The following is a 20,107-nucleotide window of genomic DNA, read 5'->3' as shown; positions in this document are numbered from 1 at the left end:
TTATCATAATTTTCTGATGTTTATGGCTGGGTCAAACGAGTGATGGCACATTTATGACCTCTTCAGGGCCTTTCGCTCTCTCGCCATGTATGAAAGACGTGCCTTTTGCAAAGAAGGAACATAAGTGAACCAGCTGTTGGATTTAAAAAATAGCTGAACGTAGTAAAACTGAATGTGCTGAAGGAAAATGATGATCAATAGAAATAGAGTGAATGAGAGAGTAGTTAGATCTACTCTTCCCTGTATCCATTCATTGATCAAAAGAATCACAAAACCGACGATGAGGAGCTGTTCAACTCTTTGCACGAGCTGGCTAAAGACATGCCCGCGTTTTGATAGATCACCAGACTGGTGCTTTCTGATCCTTCTCGATTTGTAGAACCAAATAATACTTTCTGTTAGGTTATGAATCATAAAAAGAGCGATGAGGACGAGCAATAAAGGTGATGGGGTATAAAGGACTTGTGCAACGAACGGAAGCACTAAAAAATAACAGGCAATCAATGCGTGTCTGATTGATAAGAGAAATAGGTCTTTTTCTATGGATGTTTTCATCTGTTTCACCTCCATATGTACTACGTTTCATTTGCCGAAATGTTCCCCTTCGCTATCAAAAAAGGATGCCTCAAGAAGGCATCCTTTTCATGAATCAAACTTAAAAAGTAGCGCTTAGTACAACTGGACCTTGCGGAAGCTTGTTATCCTTTTTTGGTTCAAGGGTAACAGCCACGGTATCCCATGATTCGTTTGCTTCTTTTTCAGATAACGCATAGGTGACGGTTCCTTCCCCTTTGTTATCTGTTTTAAAAGCACCGGCTGGCACCGGCTGATCTCCTTTAATGAGCCACACTTGATAAACAGCAGATGAATCAAGTTGACCCTTTAAGCCGTCTGCACTCACAACAAGTTCTTTTTTGCCGTTATGCTCTATCACTGAGAAAGCACCTGTCGTTTTTGGTGATGTGGCAGAAGCCAGTGATTTTGTGGCAACAACCCTGACAGGTTCTTCCGCTTGTTCTTTTCCATTCGATAATAAATACACATTTCCAGCTGCTGAAATGAGAAGCAGTGCGGCAACGAGCGGTAAGAGCCACTGGTTTCGTTGCTTTTGCAGCGGTTTAATTTCGTTTGGCTCAGGTGCAGCCTTGAGCTCTTTTCTATCGCTATTGTTTTCTTCGACTGTCTCTTCTTCAAACACCTGGGATAAAATACGGTCTTTCATCCCTGCCGGAGGTGTTTGGTCTTCGGCTAGAAGTGGAATGTCAGACATGAGCGCTGTCAATTCTTCAAGCTCTTCTTTGCAAGCTGGGCAGTGCTTGATGTGCTCTTCAAATTGCATTTTTTCTTCTCCTTGTAAATGCCCGTTGAAATAATCAATCACTTGATGTTTACACTGAGTCATGCCTCTTCCTCCTTTCCTCCGCGAGACAGTTTCGATCGCAAATGCTTCAAAGACAATCGAACCCTTCCCTTTACCGTACCAATAGGGATGCCCAGCTTTTCAGCGATGCTCTTTTGTGTCATCCCTTTAAAATAGACATCTTCTATGATGATTTGCTGTTCTTTTGACAATGTAGATACTGCTTCACGTATGATCTGTTTTTCCTCTTTCCATTCCACTTCTTTTGATACATCTTCTTGATGATCGGCTAAATATTCAATATGCTCATCTTCCAAAGCCGTTTCATTCCGGTGCTTTCTTAAAAGATCAATGGCCGTGTTGCGTGACATCATGAATAACCACGAGGAGAATTTCCCTTTATCCGTATGATATTCTCCTATGCCGCGCCAGAGCTTGATAAAGACCTCTTGAAGCACTTCCTCCGCGAGCTCACGGTTGCCAGTCATTTTATAAATAAACGAATATAATACACGTTCATAGCGATCGTACAGCACTTCAAGCGAGGGCTTGTGACGATCATATTTGATCTTGTGATACAGCTCAAAATCTTTCAGTGTGTCCATGGTCATCTCCTTCCTTTTTCATGAGAAAGAGCATGCGCATCCATCATGAAATCCTTCACGTATTGCTTATCACTCGATTTACTGAAATAAGCCTACCTTGTACTTTACTCTTTTTTCAAGGAGAAAAAAAGAGCGCTAAAAAAGGAAGTGTGCTCCTCATGAGAATGTACTTACTTTACGACATAACAGACCATTTGGATCACTCATGGTACAAAAGTCAAGAATCCATGTGTGACCACTCTCTAATCAGTTGATCTCTCCATTCAATTGAGGTAGAACGCATTCTTTCCGCATGTCATAATAGGGTGTAAATTGGAGAAATTGGAGAAATTGGAGTGTCCATATATGATGGTGACGATAGTTCTTTTTTTATTAGCAGGTTTAGCAGAAATTGGTGGCGGCTATTTGGTGTGGCTTTGGCTCCGTGAAGCAAAGCCTGTCAGCTTCGGGATCGCCGGCAGCCTTATCCTAGTCGCATATGGCGTCATTCCGACCTTTCAGCAGTTCCCGACTTTCGGACGGGTTTATGCTGCCTATGGCGGTGTTTTTGTCATTCTTGCTGTATTCTGGGGCTGGTGGGTCGATCGAAAAACACCTGATCTATATGACTGGATGGGTGCTTTGATCTGTTTGGCTGGAGTCAGTGTGATGTTATTTGCGCCACGCAGTTAATTTCTAACATCAAAAAGGGCTAAAATGATGTTTATTTTAGCCCTTTGTCTTCTTTTCGAATCTTACATTCTAAATTGTGTTTCGTATAAACGACGGTACAGACCATCTATTTTGAGTAACTCTTCATGTTTTCCTTGCTCTTTTACGCCTTCTTTTGTGAGAACAATAATGCGGTCGGCATGCTGAATTGTCGCTAAACGATGAGCAATGATAAAGGTCGTTCGGCCTTCAGCCAGCTCTTCTAATGATGCTTGGATAAATGACTCTGTCTCAGTATCAAGCGAAGAGGTCGCCTCATCTAAAATGAAAATGGGCGGATTTTTCAAGAAAATACGTGCTATCGAGATACGCTGTTTTTGTCCTCCAGATAACATCATCCCACGCTCACCGATCATCGTATCAAGTCCTTTTGGCAAACTATTGACTAAGTCCGTCAGCTGAGCCTTCTCTACTGCCTGCCAAATCTCTTCTTCAGATGCATTTAGTTTTCCGTATAGGATGTTTTCACGTATCGTCCCATGGAATAAATAAATCTCCTGCTGCACGACACCAATTTGTGCGCGCAGCGATGCAAGTGTCATTTTTCGTGTGTCTATGCCATCAATTGTAATGCTCCCCTCCTGCCAATCATAAAAACGGGGAAGCAGATTGCAAAGGGTCGATTTCCCGGCACCAGATGGCCCGACGATGGCAATTTTCTCTCCTTGTTTGACCTCAAGATTGATGTCATGCAGCACAGGTTTGTTTGGTTCATATTGAAATGATACATGCTCAAAAGTGATATTCCCTTTTAACTGATGGACTTCGATTGCATCCTCATCATCCTTTTCATCTGGTGTTTGATCGATCAGTGATGCGAATCGTTTAAAGCCAGCTGCACCTTTTGGATACATTTCAATGACTGCATTGATTTGTTGAATGGGTCCTAAGAAAATACCTGTTAATAGGACGAATGAAACAAATTCACCATATGTCATATTTTTTTGCAGCACAAACCATGCACCGCACACGAGCCCAAATACGGTGACACTTTTAATGAGTAAATGACTCACTGCTGTATGCAGTGCCATCATTTGATATGTGGTCAGTTTTGTTTTTCTAAACTGCTCGTTATGCTCGATAAACCGATCCATTTCATGTGACTCATTCCCGAATGCTTTCACCACACGAATGCCGCTAATATTGTTTTCCACACGTGAATGGAATTGTCCAATGCTTGAAAACATTTTATCAAAAGCAGCAGACATTTTTTTCGTAAAGTAGACAGATAATCCGATCAGGAATGGAACGACAATAAATGTGAGAACCGCAAGCTGCCAGTTAATCGATAGCATGAGGCCAAACGCACCCGTTAATGTCATGATGGCGATAAATAAATCCTCTGGGCCGTGATGTGCCATCTCTCCAATATCCATTAAATCATTGGTCATGCGGGAAACGAGCTTTCCTGTTTTCTTTTGGTCAAAGAAACGGAAGGACATTCTCTGTACATGAGAGAATAGTTGATTCCTCATATCGGTCTCAATATTGATCCCCAGCTTATGGCCAAAATAAGTCACAACGTAATGCATGGTGGAACTGATGACATATAAAATGAGCAGCAAACTGCCCCAGAACCAAATGGCTTCCCAATCACCATTTGGCAGTAAATCGTCCATCACTTTACTGATGGCTAGCGGAAAGGATAGTTCGAGTAAGGCCGCTAGTACCGCACAGGAAAAATCTAATATAAACAGCCCCATATAGGGTTTGTAGTATGAAAAAAAACGTTTGAACAATTGACAGACCTCCTAATGATGAGATAAATCTGTCAATAAATCAGCAAACTTTTCAGCTTGATTCATGACTGCAATGGGATCATAAGGCCAAAAGAATTCTGCATCCAGTTGATAGGTCTGTTCCTTTTTGACAGCTTTTAAACTCTTCCAGATGGAATTATTTTTATCAAATGTCCCGCCATTGGATTCATCAATGAATATATAATCCCCTGCATATTTCGGAAGGGTTTCATAGGAGAGTACCTCATAGCCTGTTTTACTATTTAAAATTGTATCTTTTACCTCTTTTGGCGGATTCACTTTCAATTGTTGATATAGTGCTTGTCCACCTCGGTAAATTCCGTTCCCATACACAAACACATCATTTTTAAATGCGCCCATGATAGAAACTGTTTCATTCTCTTTTAATACAGATTTTACTTTTTTTCGAGCTGCTTCGATTCGTTTGTCAAAGGAGGCGAGAAACGCCTTTCCTTCCTCTTCTTTGTTTAACACCTTGGCCAAAGTTGTGATTTCTTCATGTGCGTCTTTGAATGAATTGTAAGGATATACGAGTGTTGGTGCTATTTTTTTATACACATCATAGACTTTTTCATCCTGTACTGCGGTGATAATTAGATCAGGCTTTAAGCTGAGTGCTTTTTCAGCTGAACGCTCGTCACTAATGTCCTCTATACCTTTGATCTTGTCCTTCAAGTGTACATTCTTTAAATCTTGAGTCGTTGCACCTACAGGGTGAACATCCAATGCAATTGCACTGCCTAAATATCCATCTATGAGAACGCGTTTTGGGTTTGCTGGAATGTCGATTTTTCCTTTAACAGTCTCAATGGTTTTCGTTTGCTGCTCTGTTTCTGCCGTTTTGGCTTCTTCTTTTTTGCCACAGGCTGACAATACCAGCATGAAGATGACAGCACATATCCAATATGTCTTTTTCATATGAGTATTCCTCCTTCATTTCTCCGATACAAATGAGAATAGTTATCAATTACTAGTCTCATGTATTCTACCAACCTCATACGAAGTGGTCTATGGAGGATTCTCGCAACTTACATATGGACAATTGTTGGATTGGCTGCCTCAGTCAATCGGGAGACAAAACGGTCAATCAAATGAAGAGCCCGCTCTCCTTCATCAAATCGAAAATCCTCTAGTTTTAATGGGTAGAAGGTTCCATTTTTCACAGCGGACAATTGACGAAGAACATCGCTTTCCTCCATCCGCTGATCCATTTGTTCATACCACCCATGTTCAACACCTACAATAAAAAACATGTGATCCGCCTCGTATTCTCTTAACCTTTCTAAAGGAATGACTGTATGTTGATTGGGGAGAAGAACTTCTTCTAGAATCGTCTTCGGAGGCTTTAAGTCAAGCGTTTCGTAAAGGTAGAAGGCACCTCTAGCATCATAGGACCACATGTACACTTTGTCATGTCCTCTCATTTCATAAATCGCGACTGTCTCTCCTTTTTCCCTAAAGGAAGATAGATCGTTTCTTGCCTTTTGACTCAGATGTTCGAAGCGTTTCACCCAATCTTTAGCCTCTTTCTCTCTTCCTAACAGGCGCCCTGTAGTTAAGACCTCTTGTACAACATGACCACCGGCATATGGCAGAACAAGGACAGGGGCAATTCGCTCCAACCGCTTGATCAACGCAGGCTTCGAATAAAAATAGTTAGGAATAATGATTAAATCTAGTTGAAGTGATTTGAATACGTCATCAGGCGTGTGTTCATCTATGACCAGCGTACCGGCCAGCTGATCTTTGAGTATATCTGAATGGAGAAAGGTATCTTGGTCAATGCAGACAGGGCGAATGCCTAGCGCGCCCAATAACCCGACAAATTGAAAAGCAGCAATTCGCTCTGGTCTTCGATTGTTTCGGAACTGACTAGGGGACCTTCCTGTCTTCTGCCTGAATTTCCTGCTGAAATATAAACTGTCTGTATAGCCCACTTGCCGCGCAATCATTTGAATTTGATCATCTGTTTGCAGAAGCCGTTTTTTTGCTTCATCTATTCGAATTTGTGCAATATAATCACTCACACTCTGTCCCATACTTTGTTTGAAAAAGGTCGAAAAATAACTCTCATGAAAACCCATCTTATGGGCTAAGTCTTTTCTCGTAAGCTTTTTTTCATAATGCTGCGCCATATACTGCAAAATCATTTCAATTGAATAATGCACCTTCTCAGCGTATGGCTTGGATTGACGGTGAAAAATGTGCATGATGTCCTCCAGCCTTTTCTCCTGTTCTCGGATGCACTGACTCACCTTCATTTGTTTGATGTAAGAAAACAGCACGGCAGAGCCTTTGACCATTGCTCCATTATCTGGCAGATCATCATAGCTCATCTTAAAAACCAATTCATTTTGCGCATCATTTGTCAGGATAAACTGATCAAATGTGATCGTATAAATCGCCACCTGTTCGTTGGATAAAGATTGGAGCATGACATTGATACCTGAGCGGATCAACATACTGTCTTTTGCGTTTAGCTGATATTGCAATCCTTCCATTTCAATTCTCACAGATCCGTCGCATGTCAAGAACATAGGGAAAGATGTATGCCAGGAGACTGTTTGTTTGACAGAAAGAGATCGCTCTTTACTTTCTTTCATGCGCAGAATGGTATGAGTACGGGTTGTCATTTTCTCTTTCTCCTTCCATATAAAAAAAGTGCTAAAATTTTAGCACTTCAATGTTTGACTGGATATTTATCAGCGAGCTCCAGCTGTTTGTAATTCTTTGTTTTTCTCCTTAAAGCGTTCATTATGAGAGGAAACGTATGCCACTTTTTCGGCTTCTGGTTCAATGTAAAGCTTTGCGCTATTCAGCGCATTGACTCCATCAACAAACGTACCAGCAATTAAGCGGACCTTGCTTTTATGTGTACACAAGTCGCCTACTGCGTAGACGCCCGGTAAATTGGTTTCCATTTTTTCATTGACCTCGATCAGTCCCCATTCACCTTGCTTGAGACCCCATTCTGATAGCACGCTTAAATCGCCTTTCATCCCGTGATTAACGATCACAGCATCTGTTTCGATTCGTTCTTTTTCACCTGTCTCTATGTTTTGAATGGTGACAGCATCAATTTTGTCACCTTGACCATGCAGTTCTGTCAGTTCATGCGGGGTTAAAATTCGTTTGCAAGTTGCCTTCATATTGGCGACGTTTTTCTCATGTCCGCCAAACATGTCACGGCGATGCACAACGGTGACACTTTCAGCAATTGGAGCAAGGGCATTGGCCCAGTCAACCGCTGAGTCGCCGCCTCCAGAAATCACAACCCGCTTCCCTGCAAATGTCTTGAGCTCCTGGACAGTGTAATAAAGGTTTGTCACTTCATAGCGGTCTGCATGCTCGATTTCAAGTTTCCGCTGAACTGGAATGCCGTGACCCATCGCTAATATGAGGGTCTTTGTCAAATGACGATCACCATTTTCAGCCGTCAGTAGGATATGATTATGTTCATCTCGCTCGAATGACGTGATTTTTTGATTCAGTGCAATCTCTGGTTCAAATGTTTTCGCCTGAGTTTCCAGCTGCTGTATCAGCTGTTCTCCTCTTGTTGGCGGCAAACCGCCGACATCCCAAATGACCTTTTCAGGATACAGAAGGATTTTCCCGCCAAGGCTTTCGTTGTACTCAAGTACCTTCGTCTTTAAGTCCCGCATCCCACTATAAAAGGCGGTGTACATGCCTGCTGGCCCGCCGCCAATAATGGTGACGTCAAACAATTCAAGCTGATCTGACATTTGAGTCCCTCCAGTTTTCCATCGAATGATCTATTTATCAGTGATATTGATTCTCATTATCATATGTATCTATTGTAGTCTACTCTAGTGAAGGGAATCAATAGCTTTCTGCAAAAAAAAGAACAGGACGAGCGCTCACTCGTCCTGTCATTCATCACACGATCGTTAAACCAAGGTCTTTTAATTCAAGAGAAACAAGTCTTGCAATCGCATCTGCGCCTTCTTTTGTAAAGTGCGTGCGATCCTCAATTCCTGTTGACAGCATAAAGTAAGAGGTCGTTTTCTCTATGCCGGAAATTTGATAAAACTGAAGACTTGCGGTATTTAAATCGACGAGAAGAACTTCTTCTTCATCGGCTAATTCTTTCATAGCGGCACAGTAATCAGGAAAATCGTTGATATATTCTCCGTCTTTTTCATGAAAACGGCCGACTGGAGTGAGTAAAAGTGGTGTTGCCCCTTTTGCCCTTGCTCCGTGAATATATTGAGACAGGTAGCTTTTATACGTCGTGAAAGGATCTGTATGGCGCTCGGGCTTCTCCTTAGAAGCATCATTGTGCCCCATTTGTGTGAAAAGCCAGTCTCCTGGCTGAATGTCAGCCAATATGTCATCAAGGCGTCCTTCTTCAATGAATGTTTTTGAGCTTCTTCCACCAATGGCACGATTGTCGACGTGAACGCCGTGCGCTGTATAGCGGTGTAAAAACTCTCCCCATCCTCCTTGAACAGGACGATCTGGATAAGATGAAACGGTCGAATCACCAGCTAAATAGATGGTTGTCATGTTCATACGCCTCCCTTTTTCATTGAGCCACTTCACCCGAGCGATACGGGCATCCTAGTGGCTGCTGAAAAGATATGAAACAATCAGCATCGCTATTTCAATTATTCTCTTTTTAATGATCAAAACCCTGCTTACCGGTAGATGTGAATGTGTTAAATATGCGGCGGAAGTTCTATTTTTGATTTCACTGCTTGATGTAACGCCTGAAGCATATAGCCAATTCCTTTATATGGAGCCAGCGGGTAATTCGCTTTTTGATGAGGATGTAATAAAGGGTCGATCACTTTACGATATTTCTTCCCACCTAGTACTACCAGTTCATCATATGCGAAAAGATTTTTTTGATGAAATTGCCGGCTCAGTTCTTCTCGTGTGATCTGCTTAGCATGCGGTATACCAAAAGCCACATCATAATTTTCATGTATGATATCATCTGCCTTTAAGAATCCGTGCTTCGCTGATAAGATCATCCAGTCTGAAAAGAACGTTTGAGCATAGCTTTTCGTACGCTGATGCAGGGGACTTAAATAAACAAGGTTCGCTGGCTGGCTTCCTGCCTCTGGATCGACGTCCCAAATTTTCTTCGCGCCACATGGAATAATACAAACTCGCTTCACTCAGGTTTTCTCCTTCCTTTTTCGATAGATCTGATACACGATACAGCCTAGCGCTGTGCCAAGTGTATTTAAAAGAATATCATCAATATCGCTGCTTCTTGTAATGATACCAGATTGCGAGAACATCCATTGGAGCACTTCGATCATGGTTGACAGGAGAAAGCCGCCAAGAAGCGCCTTTTGCCAGCGCATGGTTCGAAAGGCTTGATAAAGAAAAAAACCGAGTGGGACAAATAACAATATGTTCCCTGCTAAATTTAAAAAGACGAGATTTGGATAGCCGTGATGGTAGGCGTGAAGATTTTGATAAATGGACTGCAAAGGTATGAGATTCACACTCACCTGATCCCTTGGGGCGGAAAAACGATTTGGAAAGACCGTCAAATATAATAAAACATTCGTATAAATAAACAGGCAGGCAAGGATCAATTCTGTTCGTAAATAGATAAAACGATGTTGCTTTTTTGCCTGTCTGTATCTCATATGTAAATAGAGCGGGACGAGCAGGAGAAAATAAGCAATGGAAAACATAGCACTGGATGTCATACAGAGAGCTGCCCCTTTCTCACATGATGATGCTTGACCATATTTACAGCTTATTCAGGCTTGCCCGCATCTATTCATCACTTATTCTCACATTCAATGTAGAGAAAAACATATTGACAAATCGTCATTTTCTCGCTAAACTGAATGACATTCAGTCATTTAAGGTCGGTGATGATATGTCGAAACGAGAAAAGATTATGCTTGCTGCCATTGATGCGTTTAAAGAAAAAGGCATTGAAAAGACGACCATTTCGGATATTGTGAAAGCAGCAGGAGTAGCGCAAGGAACGTTTTATTTATATTTTCCTTCAAAGCTTTCCGTCATGCCTGCGATCGCTGAACATCTGATCGCTCAGATGGTGCCTGCGATCGAAAAGGAATTCACTCAGCATGCAGATGTCCTCGATCAAGCAGATGCGCTTGTTGAATTCATTTTTGCTTTTACAAGGCAATACCGTGATGTCCTTGCCCTCACCTACTCAGGCTTAGCCGCCACCGAGCATTTAAAGGAATGGGAAGATATTTATGAGCCGATTTACAAATGGGTCGCTGCTTTTCTAGAAAAAGCAAAGCAGGACAAACGAGTCCGTGCGAATTTGAACTGTCATTACGCGGCGAAATTCATTATCGGTTTACTCGAATCGTCTGCTGAGCAAATGTACTTATTTACGGAAACAGATACAGAAGAGGTTCTGATTCAAAAGCGAGAGGTAAAGCAATTTCTTCTTTACGCACTTGGCATAGAGACACCTTAACTTAGTACAGCACTTGCTGTACGCAGCGTGTAGACAAACCCTCGCATTCGTTGTCAGTCCTGCGCGCTGGTGCTCACGAATGTCAAATTCGCTCCGCAAAAGTAGCCGTCCTTCCTAGACTGCAAAGGTTTTCTATCACGCTGAAAAGAAGACAAAGGGCTAAAATAAAGTTCATTTTAGCCCTTTGTCGACATTCTGAATACAGCACTTGCTGTACACTCTTTTTTGGCTTTAAAATGACGAATCGTCAGTTTTGAGTTTTAGGAGGAAATACAATGAAAAAAAGCTGGATGTATGTTGCACTCACTTGTTTATTCGAATTACTTTGGGTGTTTGGTTTAAATAGAGCAGATGCGTTGTGGGAGTGGGCCATCATTATTTGCCTGATCCCGGTTGATTTTTATTTTTTAATGAAGGCCTGCGAAAAGCTGCCGACAGGGACCGTGTACGCCGTGTTTGCCGGAGTTGGAACGATTGGGACATCTTTGATGGATTATGCGCTGTTTGGCGGTTCATTTTCATTAGAAAAGCTCTTATTTATGGGCATTTTAATTCTCGGAATTATTGGACTGAAAGTGTCTGATGGAGATGCACATGAGCAGAAAGGAGAAGCGGTATAACATGGGCTGGTTTTTTGTACTGTTAGCCTCTGCCTGCGAAATCGGCGGGACCATTGGCCTCAATATGTTTAGTAAGAAAAAGCAAATCACGACAGGCATTTTATTTGTCGGCGGGTTTGCGTTATCCTTTTTGTTTTTATACGCCTCGTTCTCGTCCGTTCAAGTATCCGTCGCTTATACGGTCTGGATCGGGCTTGGAACGGCGGGCTCTGTCTTGTTTAATATGATTCTATTTAAAGAGCCGAAAAACATGATTCGTATACTCAGCCTGCTGCTGATTGTGATTGGTGTGGTTGGGCTGAAGTTGTTTGCGTAATAGAAAAAGTAATGGAATTGATTTTCCATTGCTTTTTAAGTTAATTTATATACTTTTGTTGGTACGCTTTAAATTGTTTTTCGTATTTTTGCAACTTTGCCCCATCCACTTTTGAATTTAATTTCGGTTTTCGCTTTCCAATCACCATCACATCTTTATCTACAATAGGACTTGATAAAAAGATGTATGGTGCAAAACGATCACACTTCGTATTTGGGAGGGTTACGGATAATCTGGCATATTCTTCTGTCGGGAATTGGTTCGAGATTTCAAGTTCCTTGAGTCCCTCTAATTCCGATATTGGCTCTAAAGACTCGTCCTTCACTTTTATATTTGATAAGCACAGATATTTTAAATTCTTGAGGTATCTTAAAGGTTGAAGCGTATTTAAATTTAATGAATTCCAAACCCCGCCTGACAATTGCAGCAATTCTAAACCAGTGTTTTTTTGCAAAGGGGCTATGTCATTCAACTTTGAAAAGTCTGTTATGGATAAAGATTTTAAAAACGTGTTTTTTGATAAATCCCATAAACTTTGTGCCTTTGTATTCCATTCAAGTGCCAATACCTCAACATCTTTAAGAGAACTTATGATTGATAAATCTTCTACTCTCAGTTCATGCACAAAGAGCATTTTGGGATTAACTAAACTCAAGATCGTATTGAATTCCTTTTGGTCCACTTTGTAAATCCACAATTTCGTCAGGTTAGAAAAAGATTTCAATTTTTCAATGTTTATTGTTTTCCCTGTAATTAACAACTCAGTGGAATTTTCATCTACATCGGCTAAATCATGAACAACTTCTGGTCGTTTATCATGATGAAAAATATATTGGGGGTCTTCTTTTCGCATGCTTTTACCTCCACACCTATAATTAAGGAATATCCAAATAAATTTTATCAGTATTTTGGAGTCAACACATTATGATCTTTAGCATTTTCTAATATTTCTTATGAAACAGTCATTGGAGACTATCTGCTAGGCAGCGGACTTCTACCAATTGATATGCTAATTTTAGTAGATAATAAAGTTAGTAAAACGCCTATATATAAACAAATAAAAGAACTCTAATTCGTATACGAATTAGAGTCCTCATGATATGACTGATTTTATTTTTAAACCTTAAATTCTTTCTCGTTTAATGGGTGTTTTGCTGCTCAAGCAATAGATCCATTGCGTAAATCGATTCGCCTTTCTCATCCAACAGAAAGTACACAATCAAAGGCTCTCCAAAAGCTGCTGTCCGCTGCGTGAACAAAACACATGTGAATTTTTCAATACCAACTGGCAGCTTTCTTTTTAATAAAGGGTGAAGAATAGGTGAAGCCCGAATTGTATCTACATCAACATCCCAACGTTCGTTTTTTAAAGTTGGATATTGCTCTGATAACAATTGGTGTAACATATCGGTCGTGAGCGCTGCTTTTCCATCGCATCCATCATTTATTATGTTGGTGTTATACATCCGACAGCTGTTCACCCTTTGAAGCGTTGATTCGTATTCCTTTTAAGACAAAGCGTTTCTGACCATCAAGTGTACAAGTGATCAATGTCAGTTCATTTTTCCCGCGATCCTTTAATACATCCACATCCGTCGGTTCTATCGTAGCAGAGCTGACAATTTTATATTCGTATGTTTCAGCTTGATGATGTAAGACGACTTTTTCTCCTTTAGGTACCTCTGGCAGCTGCCGGAAAAGCCGGTCGCCTCTATACCCTCTATGGCCTGCAATCGTGAAATTTCCTTCACCTGGCATTTGATGAGATTTGATTTGAGTCAATGCAATGCCTAAATTTTCTTTTGTTGTAACAGGAAGCACTTTTTCGTTTAAATCAATTGACGGGATCTCTAACTCCATCACATCTCGCAGGTCTTCTTCTGACACAGTTAAATGTGGAATAGAAGAAAGGGCATCACTTTCATTTTCTTCAATCATCTTTAATGCCTGTTCCATTGCTGCTGTCTCTTGAGAAGTTCGCCACTCATATAGAAAAGGAACGGAGATGAGCATCAGCCCCGTGACCACCAAAAAGCTTCCTAATAAGGTTCTTTTTTTCATCAATACACTCGTTCCTTCCTCTTACTGAATGGTTCTTCTTCTAAGAACAAGAAGAACAGTTCCAGAAGCTACTAGTAAAATCCCTGCATACATCAAGTAACGCAGCCATTCTTCTCCAGTCTTTGGCAGCTCTCCGTTTGAGTCATGAGGCGGATGTTGATCCCCTTTATCTGAAGCTGGAGGATTCGTGTGGTCCTCTTCATTCTTCACTGGTGCATTTTTCACAATCATTGTCTTGATCTCCACTTCGCCCATTTGAATTGTAAAAGCGAGCGGTTTCTTTAAAGCTACATAACCATCTGGTGCTTTTGTCTCTGTGAGTAGATACTCTCCAGGTTTAAGCCCTTTGACAATGGCTTCTCCGTCTTTTCCTGTTGTCACAGATTTTATGGTTTTCCCAGCTTTTGTACGAATGTCAAAGGCTGCCCCTTTTAAGGTTCTATCTGTCTGCTGGTCTACCTTTATGATACGCAGACTTCCTAAGATCAAGTGATTCTTCGCTGTTAATTGAAGCGGCTTCTGCTGATTTTTCTCAATTGTGAACAGGATCGGCTTATTATCCAATTCATAACCATGAGGTGCTTTCGTTTCAACGAATTGATATTCTCCCGGTTTTAGATCGTTGATGTGAAGCTTTCCTTTTTGGTCCGTTACAAGTGATTTCTTCAACGTTTTTCCTTCTTTACTCAGAAGAGCAAACTCTGCATTTTCCAGCGGATGTCCCTCATCATCGATTTTGGTCAGTTCCACTGCTCCCGGCGTCAGTTTGTTGATCATTTCTACTTTTGCTGGTTTGTCTTGACCTAAACGAATCGTAAATGAGACAGGTGTCTGATCCAATTCATAGCCGGCAATGCTTGCTGTTTCGACAAATCGATAGGTTCCTGGCTTCAGTTGATCGACTGTCAGTTGACCGTTTTTGTCTGTCTTTAAGTCTTTCTGAATACGCTGATCATGCTCATCCATCAGATCGAAGGTCACCCCAGCGAGCAACTGACCATCCTCTCCTTTTTTCTGAAGCTTCACAGCACTTGTCGTCCGAATATTTTCTTTTGTCACTTTCACCAGTTGATTTGGGTTGAAATCAATTTTAAATTCTACTGGTTCTGCATCTAGTTTATGTCCAAACGGAGCCTTCGTTTCAACCAATTGGTAAGCGCCTGGTTTCAAATCGTTGACAGTGATGATGCCTTTCTCGTTTGTTGTTAAACCTGACATCATTTCTTTGCCATCGTCATTGAAAAGTGTAAATTCTGCGCCTTTCAATCTTTCTTTTTCTTCCCCTATTTTTGTGAGTTCTACAGAACCTTTCTTGAGCTGATTGATTGCCTCCACTTGAATCAATTCTTTTTGACCTAATTCAACTTCAAAGACAAGTGGTTTCGTACTCAATTCATAGCCTTCAAGACTCTTTCTTTCAACAAATTGATAGGTTCCAGGTTTTAGTCCTGTGAAGGTGATCTTTCCATCCTGATTGGTTGTAATTCCTTCTCCTCCTGCCACTATCTTTCCTTTATCATCAGATAGATCAAAGACAACCCCTTCTAATGATTTCCCATCTTCGCCTTTTTTGTGGAGCAGCACTCCGCCTGTTTTGCGGCTATTTTCTTTTGTCACACTGACCAGCTTCTCAGGGTTAAATGGAATAGCAAAAGTGACAGGTGTTTCGTCAAGCTCGTGACCGAATGGCGCCTTCGTTTCAACAAACTGATAGGTTCCAGGCTTCAGATCGTTGACGATGATCTTCCCGTTCTGATCAGTGACAAGACCTGTTTTCATCTCTTTTCCATTTGCATCTATAAGCTTGAATTCTGCTCCTTCAAGCACATCATCCTTTTCACCGAGCTTCGTGAGCTGGACAGATCCAGTTTTGAGATCATTGATCACTTTGATTTCTGCCGGTGTTTTTTGTGCGATTTCGATGGTAAAAGGATAAGATTTATTTTTCTTTTGGTAACCATCAATACTCTCTGTCTCCACGAGCTGATATTTGCCCGGTTTGAGATTGTCGACCAAAATCTTCCCATCTTCATCTGTTGTCAAATCTTTACGTACGACTTTGTCATTTTGATCCAAGACTTCAAATTGAACACCTTGAAGCTTCTTGCCATCTTCCCCTTCTTTTTTCACTTCTAATGCACTTGTTTCATAGAAGTTCTTTTGCGAAATGACGACTGGTTCCTTTGGATCAAGTGGTACTTCAAATTTGATTGGCGTTTCATCTAATACATAACCATCGGGTGCTTTTGTTTCAATGAGCTGATACGTGCCCGGCCTTAGTTCGTTTATCGTGATCTTGCCATTTTCTCCTGTGACAAGCGAACCTTTTAGCTCATGCCCATCTTGATCTAAAAGCTTGAACTGTGCACCTTCTAGTCGCTCTCCGCCTTCACCTATTTTGCTCAATTCTGCTGAGCCTTTGATGATGTCATTTACTGCAGTTACAATTGTTGTTTCTGTTTGATTTTCTTTAATGGTGAACGGCCATTTTTGCTGATTTAATTGATAGCCTTTCGGTGCATTTGTCTCAACAAAATAATAGGAACCTGGCTCAAGATGTTTGAAAAGGATTTCTCCTTTTTCATCCGTTTTCAAATCGGTTTGGACGGTATCTCCAGATTCATTTTTCAGTTCAAATTCTGCATTCTCTAATGCTGCACCCGTCTCTTTGTCTTTTTTCGTTAACTTGACATGCTGGCGGATTTCTTGGTTTTGCACCGTCATGCTATTTCCTGTTTTCGCTTGATCTCCAGATTCGTAAGGCTGATCAATCGTTATATGGATCGGATCCTTGGTTTTAATATAACCATCAGGTGCTTTCTCTTCTGTCACGATATAATCACCATACAGAAGACGATCAAATCGAAGAGATCCTTCTTCATCTGTTGTCTTTGTACCAATGACGATGCCGCTCGCAGCATCTGTCAGAGAGAAGCTTGCTCCTTTTAGTGCTTTTCCAGTACTCGCATCTACCTTTTTAACGGTTAAAGCACCAATCGCTCCTGTGCCGTCCCCCATGCCAGCGGTGCGTTTGACCACAATTGAGGCTTCGGATTCCTTTTTAATTTCTTTTACATTTTCACCTCTAAACGTTACTTCGTTTTGAAGTGTACTTCCCACCTTATCTAAAATGAGAGATTGGTATTCTAAAATATATGGTCTCGTGATTTCTTCTTTAAATTTGATTTGAAAAGAATCTGGGTCGAATTCAAGGTCTAGTTCGTAATCCTTCCCTTTTTCCAGCTCTTCTGCTTTTGTCACTTGCCCCTTTTCATCTATTGTCGTCGAATAGAGATGAAATGAGTTTTCAATTATGGCTTGGTTACTGCTTGGATGGTCTATAATCGTCGCATCTTGGACTGTTGATTGACCAAAATTGATATTCACTTTCCAATCAATAACTTTCCCTTGTTGATTTCCTGATTTGCTCGTGTATTTCCCTCCATTTGGAATGGACACCACAGCATTCACATCTGATTCTTTTGTCTGTCCATCATAAAGGGTCGCTTTATTTTCGTAGGTTTTCTGTACTAAATCCATTCCTTCAACACTTGTTTGATACGTGATTTTGTATGGGGAATCAATGGCTTTTTTGAAAATGACTTCGAAGCCTGTTTCTCCCTTTTCATTTTCAAGGAATTTGATGTCATAATGTTCTTTCGCTAATACCTCTTTTTCTTCTGCTCCATTTTCCCCGCCTTGTAAATCAAGCGAATAGACGGTGATTGAATCTTTAAGCAAACGCTGATTTCCTTGAATGAAATCCTCGATTCTCGCCTCTTCTAGATGTTTCAAATTATAGTTCACACCGATATTCCATGTGATCTCTTTTTTCTTTGCATCATAAGTTCCGTTCTTAAAACCATTAGACTGCGTGTATGTGTCAGGCGTGAAGACAGATTGATTTTCCTTCGTCAAATCCTTGCCATCTTCATTTACCCATTCAAGCTTTACATGATTACGCAGATTCTTTTGGTCTTTATCTGCTCTTTTTTCATAATCAAAAGACGTTGTATATGTGACGATATGTTCTGTCTTAATCTCTTTCGTAAATTGAATATCAAATCCATTTTCATGTTCAATTATTAGGTAATCTGTGCCTTCTTCAAGCACTGAATTGCCTGTCGTCACTTTTAAACTATCTTTTTGCAACGTCAATCCTTCGTTTGTAAACGTATCTTTTAATATTAGATTGTTCATCGTTTGTTGATCTTTGTTGAAGGTGATACGCCATGGAATGGTCTTGGTCTTGTAATTCGGTGTTCCATGATTTTTCGTTAGGATTTGCTGGTCAATTCTTTGCTTCCCTTGTTTGCTCTCTTTGCCAGCTGTTACCGTATTGATGATCTCTTCAGCTTCAAAAACCCGCTCGGTTGCTTTTGTTTGATAGGTGATGAGATAAGCTGATTGAATATCTTGATTGAATTGCAAGGTAAACCCGTTTTGTTCATCCTTTTTTTGAGGTTGAACTACATAATTTTCAAACGCTTTTGTCCCTGCTTCGTTGCCATTTTGATCAATTGTGACTTCTTTGACTTGAAATGAATCAGAAATCAGCGCCTGTGTGCCATTAAAGTAGTCTTCTAACAAAGCATCCTTTTGAGCCAGCTTTTTTTCGTTATAGTTATATCGAATTTCCCAAGTAATCGTTTGTGTGACTGGATCGTAGTGAGCGGCTTTTTTATTTAAAGGACTGCCTCTTGTCACATTCACTGTGCCTTCTGCTGAACTGATCACTTTATCACCGGAAACTAGGGACGCTTTATTACGAAATGCAGACTGATCTTGATTTGTAATGTCCGTTTCATACATTAAACGGTAAGCTAGATGCACGTCATCTTTAAATTCAATCGTGAAATCTTGACCATCTGCTGTTTGGCCGATTGTGTAGTGGTTTTCGTCAATCAGCTGGCCAATCGATGTTTCTCCATTTAGCTTTGTATCAATACGATAAAGCTTGATTGAATCTTTTTTCAATGCCTGACCTTCTTGAATCGGATCTAATAGCTTCGCTTGTTTCACATCGTCTAAGTCCATATTAAAATCTACTGTCCATTGAATGGTTTCAGCATTGTAAGATCGATTTGGTTTTCCCTTTTTAGAGACGTTTGGACCATTTGGAATGTATTGAATCGGAATGGATACCGTATCCTTGCCTTCAATCGGGGTAATGATGACTTCTTTTTCTTCCGTGATGACTGTTTGTTGATCTAATTGCGTCCAAACTTGAAGTGTTCCATGGATATTTGAATATTGTTTAATAAAATCGGTGAACTCGATGGAGGCATTTCCGCTCTCATCTACAGAGAAATAACCAACAGTTGCCTGATTAAATTTCATCTCGAGACGATCGATTTTTTCGTAAATCACTAATTCCTCTGGAACCTTGAAATGGAATTCATCTCCGCCATTATAGCTATGCCCATTCGGGATGGCCCACTCATAGTTAATGGAAATCAGCGAGTTGATATCAGGTTTCTCAATTGAATTTCCTTCCGGATCTTCAAATATTAATTTCGCATCAGTGAGGAGATTTTCTTGTATCAGCGTTTGTTTTGTAACACTTTGCAGCCCTGCACGCTTAGACACGCTCACTTTGTTTTTTAGTAATTCATCTTCTTCGTTTTGTTTCGTTTGAGCGGCTTCTTGATTGTTAGAAGCTTTATCTTTCTCAGATGAGGTTGAGTCATCTTTTGGAAGGCTTTCTTCACCCTCATTTTGCTTTGTTTTCTCTTCTTGCTGAGTTATACTGGTGACATCGATGTCAATTGATCCTTCTAAATTTGGATCGATCTCAACATCTTCTTTAAATTTTACCGTCACTTCATTTTGTTTTGAAACGGTATACTCGCCAACAGGTATGTCACCTACAGTAATGGGTTCCTTCTGCTCCTTCTCTACCTGGATGGCTGAAGGAAGAGTGAGAACATACGGATATTGTTTTTTTAGATCAATTCCTTTTATTGACCAATGCACAGTGGCCTTTCTTACTTGCTGATCTTCCATGCTTGATAACTTATTGCCTTCGCTATCAGCAAACTCAATATCCCCATAAATATTTTCTTGAATTTCTTTTGCTTGTGCCCCTGCTAAAGGCAAGACTCCTAATATACTAGACTGTATGACTAGCACTGTAATGAGTGCCAGCGACAATATTCTTTTCAATACATCCACCCTTTTCTAAAATTAATTTTCAGCAATGATAAAAAATCAGTTGTATACTGTCCGA

The 20,107-nt window shown here is 40.7% G+C and carries 18 protein-coding genes; 4 read left to right on the top strand and 14 right to left on the bottom strand.

The genetic code is table 11. The features are described from left to right. Positions 1–51 precede the first annotated feature (51 nt). The 3 genes from MHI46_RS04180 to MHI46_RS04170 all read right to left on the bottom strand — a co-directional run bounded on the left by MHI46_RS04180 (position 52) and on the right by MHI46_RS04170 (position 1,965). On the bottom strand, positions 52–555 hold the full coding sequence (locus MHI46_RS04180; RefSeq protein ID WP_342503132.1) for a hypothetical protein: 504 nt from the start codon (positions 553–555) through the stop codon (positions 52–54). Positions 556–655: 100 nt separating this feature from the next. Further along, positions 656–1,402: an anti-sigma factor gene (locus MHI46_RS04175; RefSeq protein WP_260775502.1), complete on the bottom strand. Its 747-nt coding sequence runs from the start codon at positions 1,400–1,402 to the stop codon at positions 656–658. Beyond that, on the bottom strand, positions 1,399–1,965 hold the full coding sequence (locus MHI46_RS04170) for a sigma-70 family RNA polymerase sigma factor (protein WP_260775500.1): 567 nt from the start codon (positions 1,963–1,965) through the stop codon (positions 1,399–1,401). Before MHI46_RS04170 ends, MHI46_RS04175 begins: the two co-directional genes overlap by 4 nt. Before the next feature lie 345 nt (positions 1,966–2,310). On the opposite strand from MHI46_RS04170, the gene MHI46_RS04165 reads away from it, so the two are divergent. After that, complete coding sequence (locus MHI46_RS04165; protein ID WP_024425817.1) at positions 2,311–2,637, top strand: YnfA family protein; 327 nt, start codon at positions 2,311–2,313, stop codon at positions 2,635–2,637. Positions 2,638–2,699: 62 nt separating this feature from the next. Here MHI46_RS04165 and MHI46_RS04160 read toward each other — a convergent pair whose 3' ends face one another. The 7 genes from MHI46_RS04160 to MHI46_RS04130 form a co-directional block, all read right to left on the bottom strand. Next, positions 2,700–4,415 carry an ABC transporter ATP-binding protein gene (locus tag MHI46_RS04160; RefSeq protein WP_064497752.1) on the bottom strand — a complete coding sequence of 572 codons (1,716 nt, stop codon included), beginning with the start codon at positions 4,413–4,415 and terminating at the stop codon, positions 2,700–2,702. Between the two features lie 12 nt (positions 4,416–4,427). Beyond that, complete coding sequence (locus MHI46_RS04155; RefSeq protein ID WP_039177229.1) at positions 4,428–5,354, bottom strand: ABC transporter substrate-binding protein; 927 nt, start codon at positions 5,352–5,354, stop codon at positions 4,428–4,430. A gap of 110 nt (positions 5,355–5,464) precedes the next feature. Next, on the bottom strand, positions 5,465–7,069 hold the full coding sequence (locus MHI46_RS04150; RefSeq protein WP_342503131.1) for an AraC family transcriptional regulator: 1,605 nt from the start codon (positions 7,067–7,069) through the stop codon (positions 5,465–5,467). A 69-nt stretch (positions 7,070–7,138) separates the two neighbouring features. After that, positions 7,139–8,179 (bottom strand): NAD(P)/FAD-dependent oxidoreductase, encoded by a 1,041-nt coding sequence (locus tag MHI46_RS04145; RefSeq protein ID WP_039177215.1) that lies wholly within the window; start codon positions 8,177–8,179, stop codon positions 7,139–7,141. A 154-nt stretch (positions 8,180–8,333) separates the two neighbouring features. Next, complete coding sequence (locus tag MHI46_RS04140) at positions 8,334–8,963, bottom strand: rhamnogalacturonan acetylesterase (protein WP_059377652.1); 630 nt, start codon at positions 8,961–8,963, stop codon at positions 8,334–8,336. 152 nt (positions 8,964–9,115) lie between these two features. Beyond that, positions 9,116–9,580 (bottom strand): DUF6884 domain-containing protein, encoded by a 465-nt coding sequence (locus MHI46_RS04135; RefSeq protein WP_106025892.1) that lies wholly within the window; start codon positions 9,578–9,580, stop codon positions 9,116–9,118. After that, entirely contained in the window at positions 9,581–10,126 is a 546-nt protein-coding gene (locus MHI46_RS04130) for a VanZ family protein (RefSeq protein WP_106025891.1), read from the bottom strand. Between the two features lie 176 nt (positions 10,127–10,302). On the opposite strand from MHI46_RS04130, the gene MHI46_RS04125 reads away from it, so the two are divergent. The 3 genes from MHI46_RS04125 (at position 10,303) to MHI46_RS04115 (ending at position 11,817) form a co-directional block, all read left to right on the top strand. Beyond that, positions 10,303–10,881, top strand: a complete 579-nt coding sequence (locus MHI46_RS04125; RefSeq protein WP_039183028.1) for a TetR family transcriptional regulator — start codon at positions 10,303–10,305, stop codon at positions 10,879–10,881. A gap of 275 nt (positions 10,882–11,156) precedes the next feature. Further along, complete coding sequence (locus MHI46_RS04120; RefSeq protein WP_024425239.1) at positions 11,157–11,501, top strand: SMR family transporter; 345 nt, start codon at positions 11,157–11,159, stop codon at positions 11,499–11,501. A gap of 1 nt (position 11,502) precedes the next feature. Continuing rightward, positions 11,503–11,817: a multidrug efflux SMR transporter gene (locus MHI46_RS04115; protein WP_003217878.1), complete on the top strand. Its 315-nt coding sequence runs from the start codon at positions 11,503–11,505 to the stop codon at positions 11,815–11,817. 40 nt (positions 11,818–11,857) lie between these two features. Here MHI46_RS04115 and MHI46_RS04110 read toward each other — a convergent pair whose 3' ends face one another. The 4 genes from MHI46_RS04110 to MHI46_RS04095 form a co-directional block, all read right to left on the bottom strand. Next, entirely contained in the window at positions 11,858–12,670 is an 813-nt protein-coding gene (locus tag MHI46_RS04110) for a leucine-rich repeat domain-containing protein (protein ID WP_342503130.1), read from the bottom strand. 286 nt (positions 12,671–12,956) lie between these two features. After that, entirely contained in the window at positions 12,957–13,283 is a 327-nt protein-coding gene (locus tag MHI46_RS04105) for a hypothetical protein (RefSeq protein WP_342503129.1), read from the bottom strand. Next, positions 13,276–13,878: a class D sortase gene (locus MHI46_RS04100; protein WP_058837499.1), complete on the bottom strand. Its 603-nt coding sequence runs from the start codon at positions 13,876–13,878 to the stop codon at positions 13,276–13,278. The genes MHI46_RS04105 and MHI46_RS04100 overlap by 8 nt, the downstream gene beginning before the upstream one ends. 21 nt (positions 13,879–13,899) lie before the next feature. Further along, complete coding sequence (locus MHI46_RS04095) at positions 13,900–20,052, bottom strand: SpaA isopeptide-forming pilin-related protein (RefSeq protein ID WP_342503128.1); 6,153 nt, start codon at positions 20,050–20,052, stop codon at positions 13,900–13,902. Positions 20,053–20,107: the final 55 nt, after the last annotated feature.

Origin of the sequence: Bacillus sp. FSL K6-1000 (assembly GCF_038630785.1) — a bacterium.
Classification (GTDB): domain Bacteria; phylum Bacillota; class Bacilli; order Bacillales; family Bacillaceae; genus Bacillus; species Bacillus safensis.
This window is presented reverse-complemented; position numbering and strand designations above follow the sequence as displayed.

Coding starts and splice junctions, on each gene's coding strand:
- MHI46_RS04180 (WP_342503132.1), bottom strand. CDS start 555: ATGAAAACATCCATAGAAAAAGACCTATTTCTCTTATCAATCAGACAC.
- MHI46_RS04175 (WP_260775502.1), bottom strand. CDS start 1,402: ATGACTCAGTGTAAACATCAAGTGATTGATTATTTCAACGGGCATTTA.
- MHI46_RS04170 (WP_260775500.1), bottom strand. CDS start 1,965: ATGGACACACTGAAAGATTTTGAGCTGTATCACAAGATCAAATATGAT.
- MHI46_RS04165 (WP_024425817.1), top strand. CDS start 2,311: ATGATGGTGACGATAGTTCTTTTTTTATTAGCAGGTTTAGCAGAAATT.
- MHI46_RS04155 (WP_039177229.1), bottom strand. CDS start 5,354: ATGAAAAAGACATATTGGATATGTGCTGTCATCTTCATGCTGGTATTG.
- MHI46_RS04150 (WP_342503131.1), bottom strand. CDS start 7,069: ATGACAACCCGTACTCATACCATTCTGCGCATGAAAGAAAGTAAAGAG.
- MHI46_RS04145 (WP_039177215.1), bottom strand. CDS start 8,179: ATGTCAGATCAGCTTGAATTGTTTGACGTCACCATTATTGGCGGCGGG.
- MHI46_RS04140 (WP_059377652.1), bottom strand. CDS start 8,963: ATGACAACCATCTATTTAGCTGGTGATTCGACCGTTTCATCTTATCCA.
- MHI46_RS04130 (WP_106025891.1), bottom strand. CDS start 10,126: ATGACATCCAGTGCTATGTTTTCCATTGCTTATTTTCTCCTGCTCGTC.
- MHI46_RS04125 (WP_039183028.1), top strand. CDS start 10,303: ATGTCGAAACGAGAAAAGATTATGCTTGCTGCCATTGATGCGTTTAAA.
- MHI46_RS04120 (WP_024425239.1), top strand. CDS start 11,157: ATGAAAAAAAGCTGGATGTATGTTGCACTCACTTGTTTATTCGAATTA.
- MHI46_RS04115 (WP_003217878.1), top strand. CDS start 11,503: ATGGGCTGGTTTTTTGTACTGTTAGCCTCTGCCTGCGAAATCGGCGGG.
- MHI46_RS04110 (WP_342503130.1), bottom strand. CDS start 12,670: ATGCGAAAAGAAGACCCCCAATATATTTTTCATCATGATAAACGACCA.
- MHI46_RS04105 (WP_342503129.1), bottom strand. CDS start 13,283: ATGTATAACACCAACATAATAAATGATGGATGCGATGGAAAAGCAGCG.
- MHI46_RS04100 (WP_058837499.1), bottom strand. CDS start 13,878: ATGAAAAAAAGAACCTTATTAGGAAGCTTTTTGGTGGTCACGGGGCTG.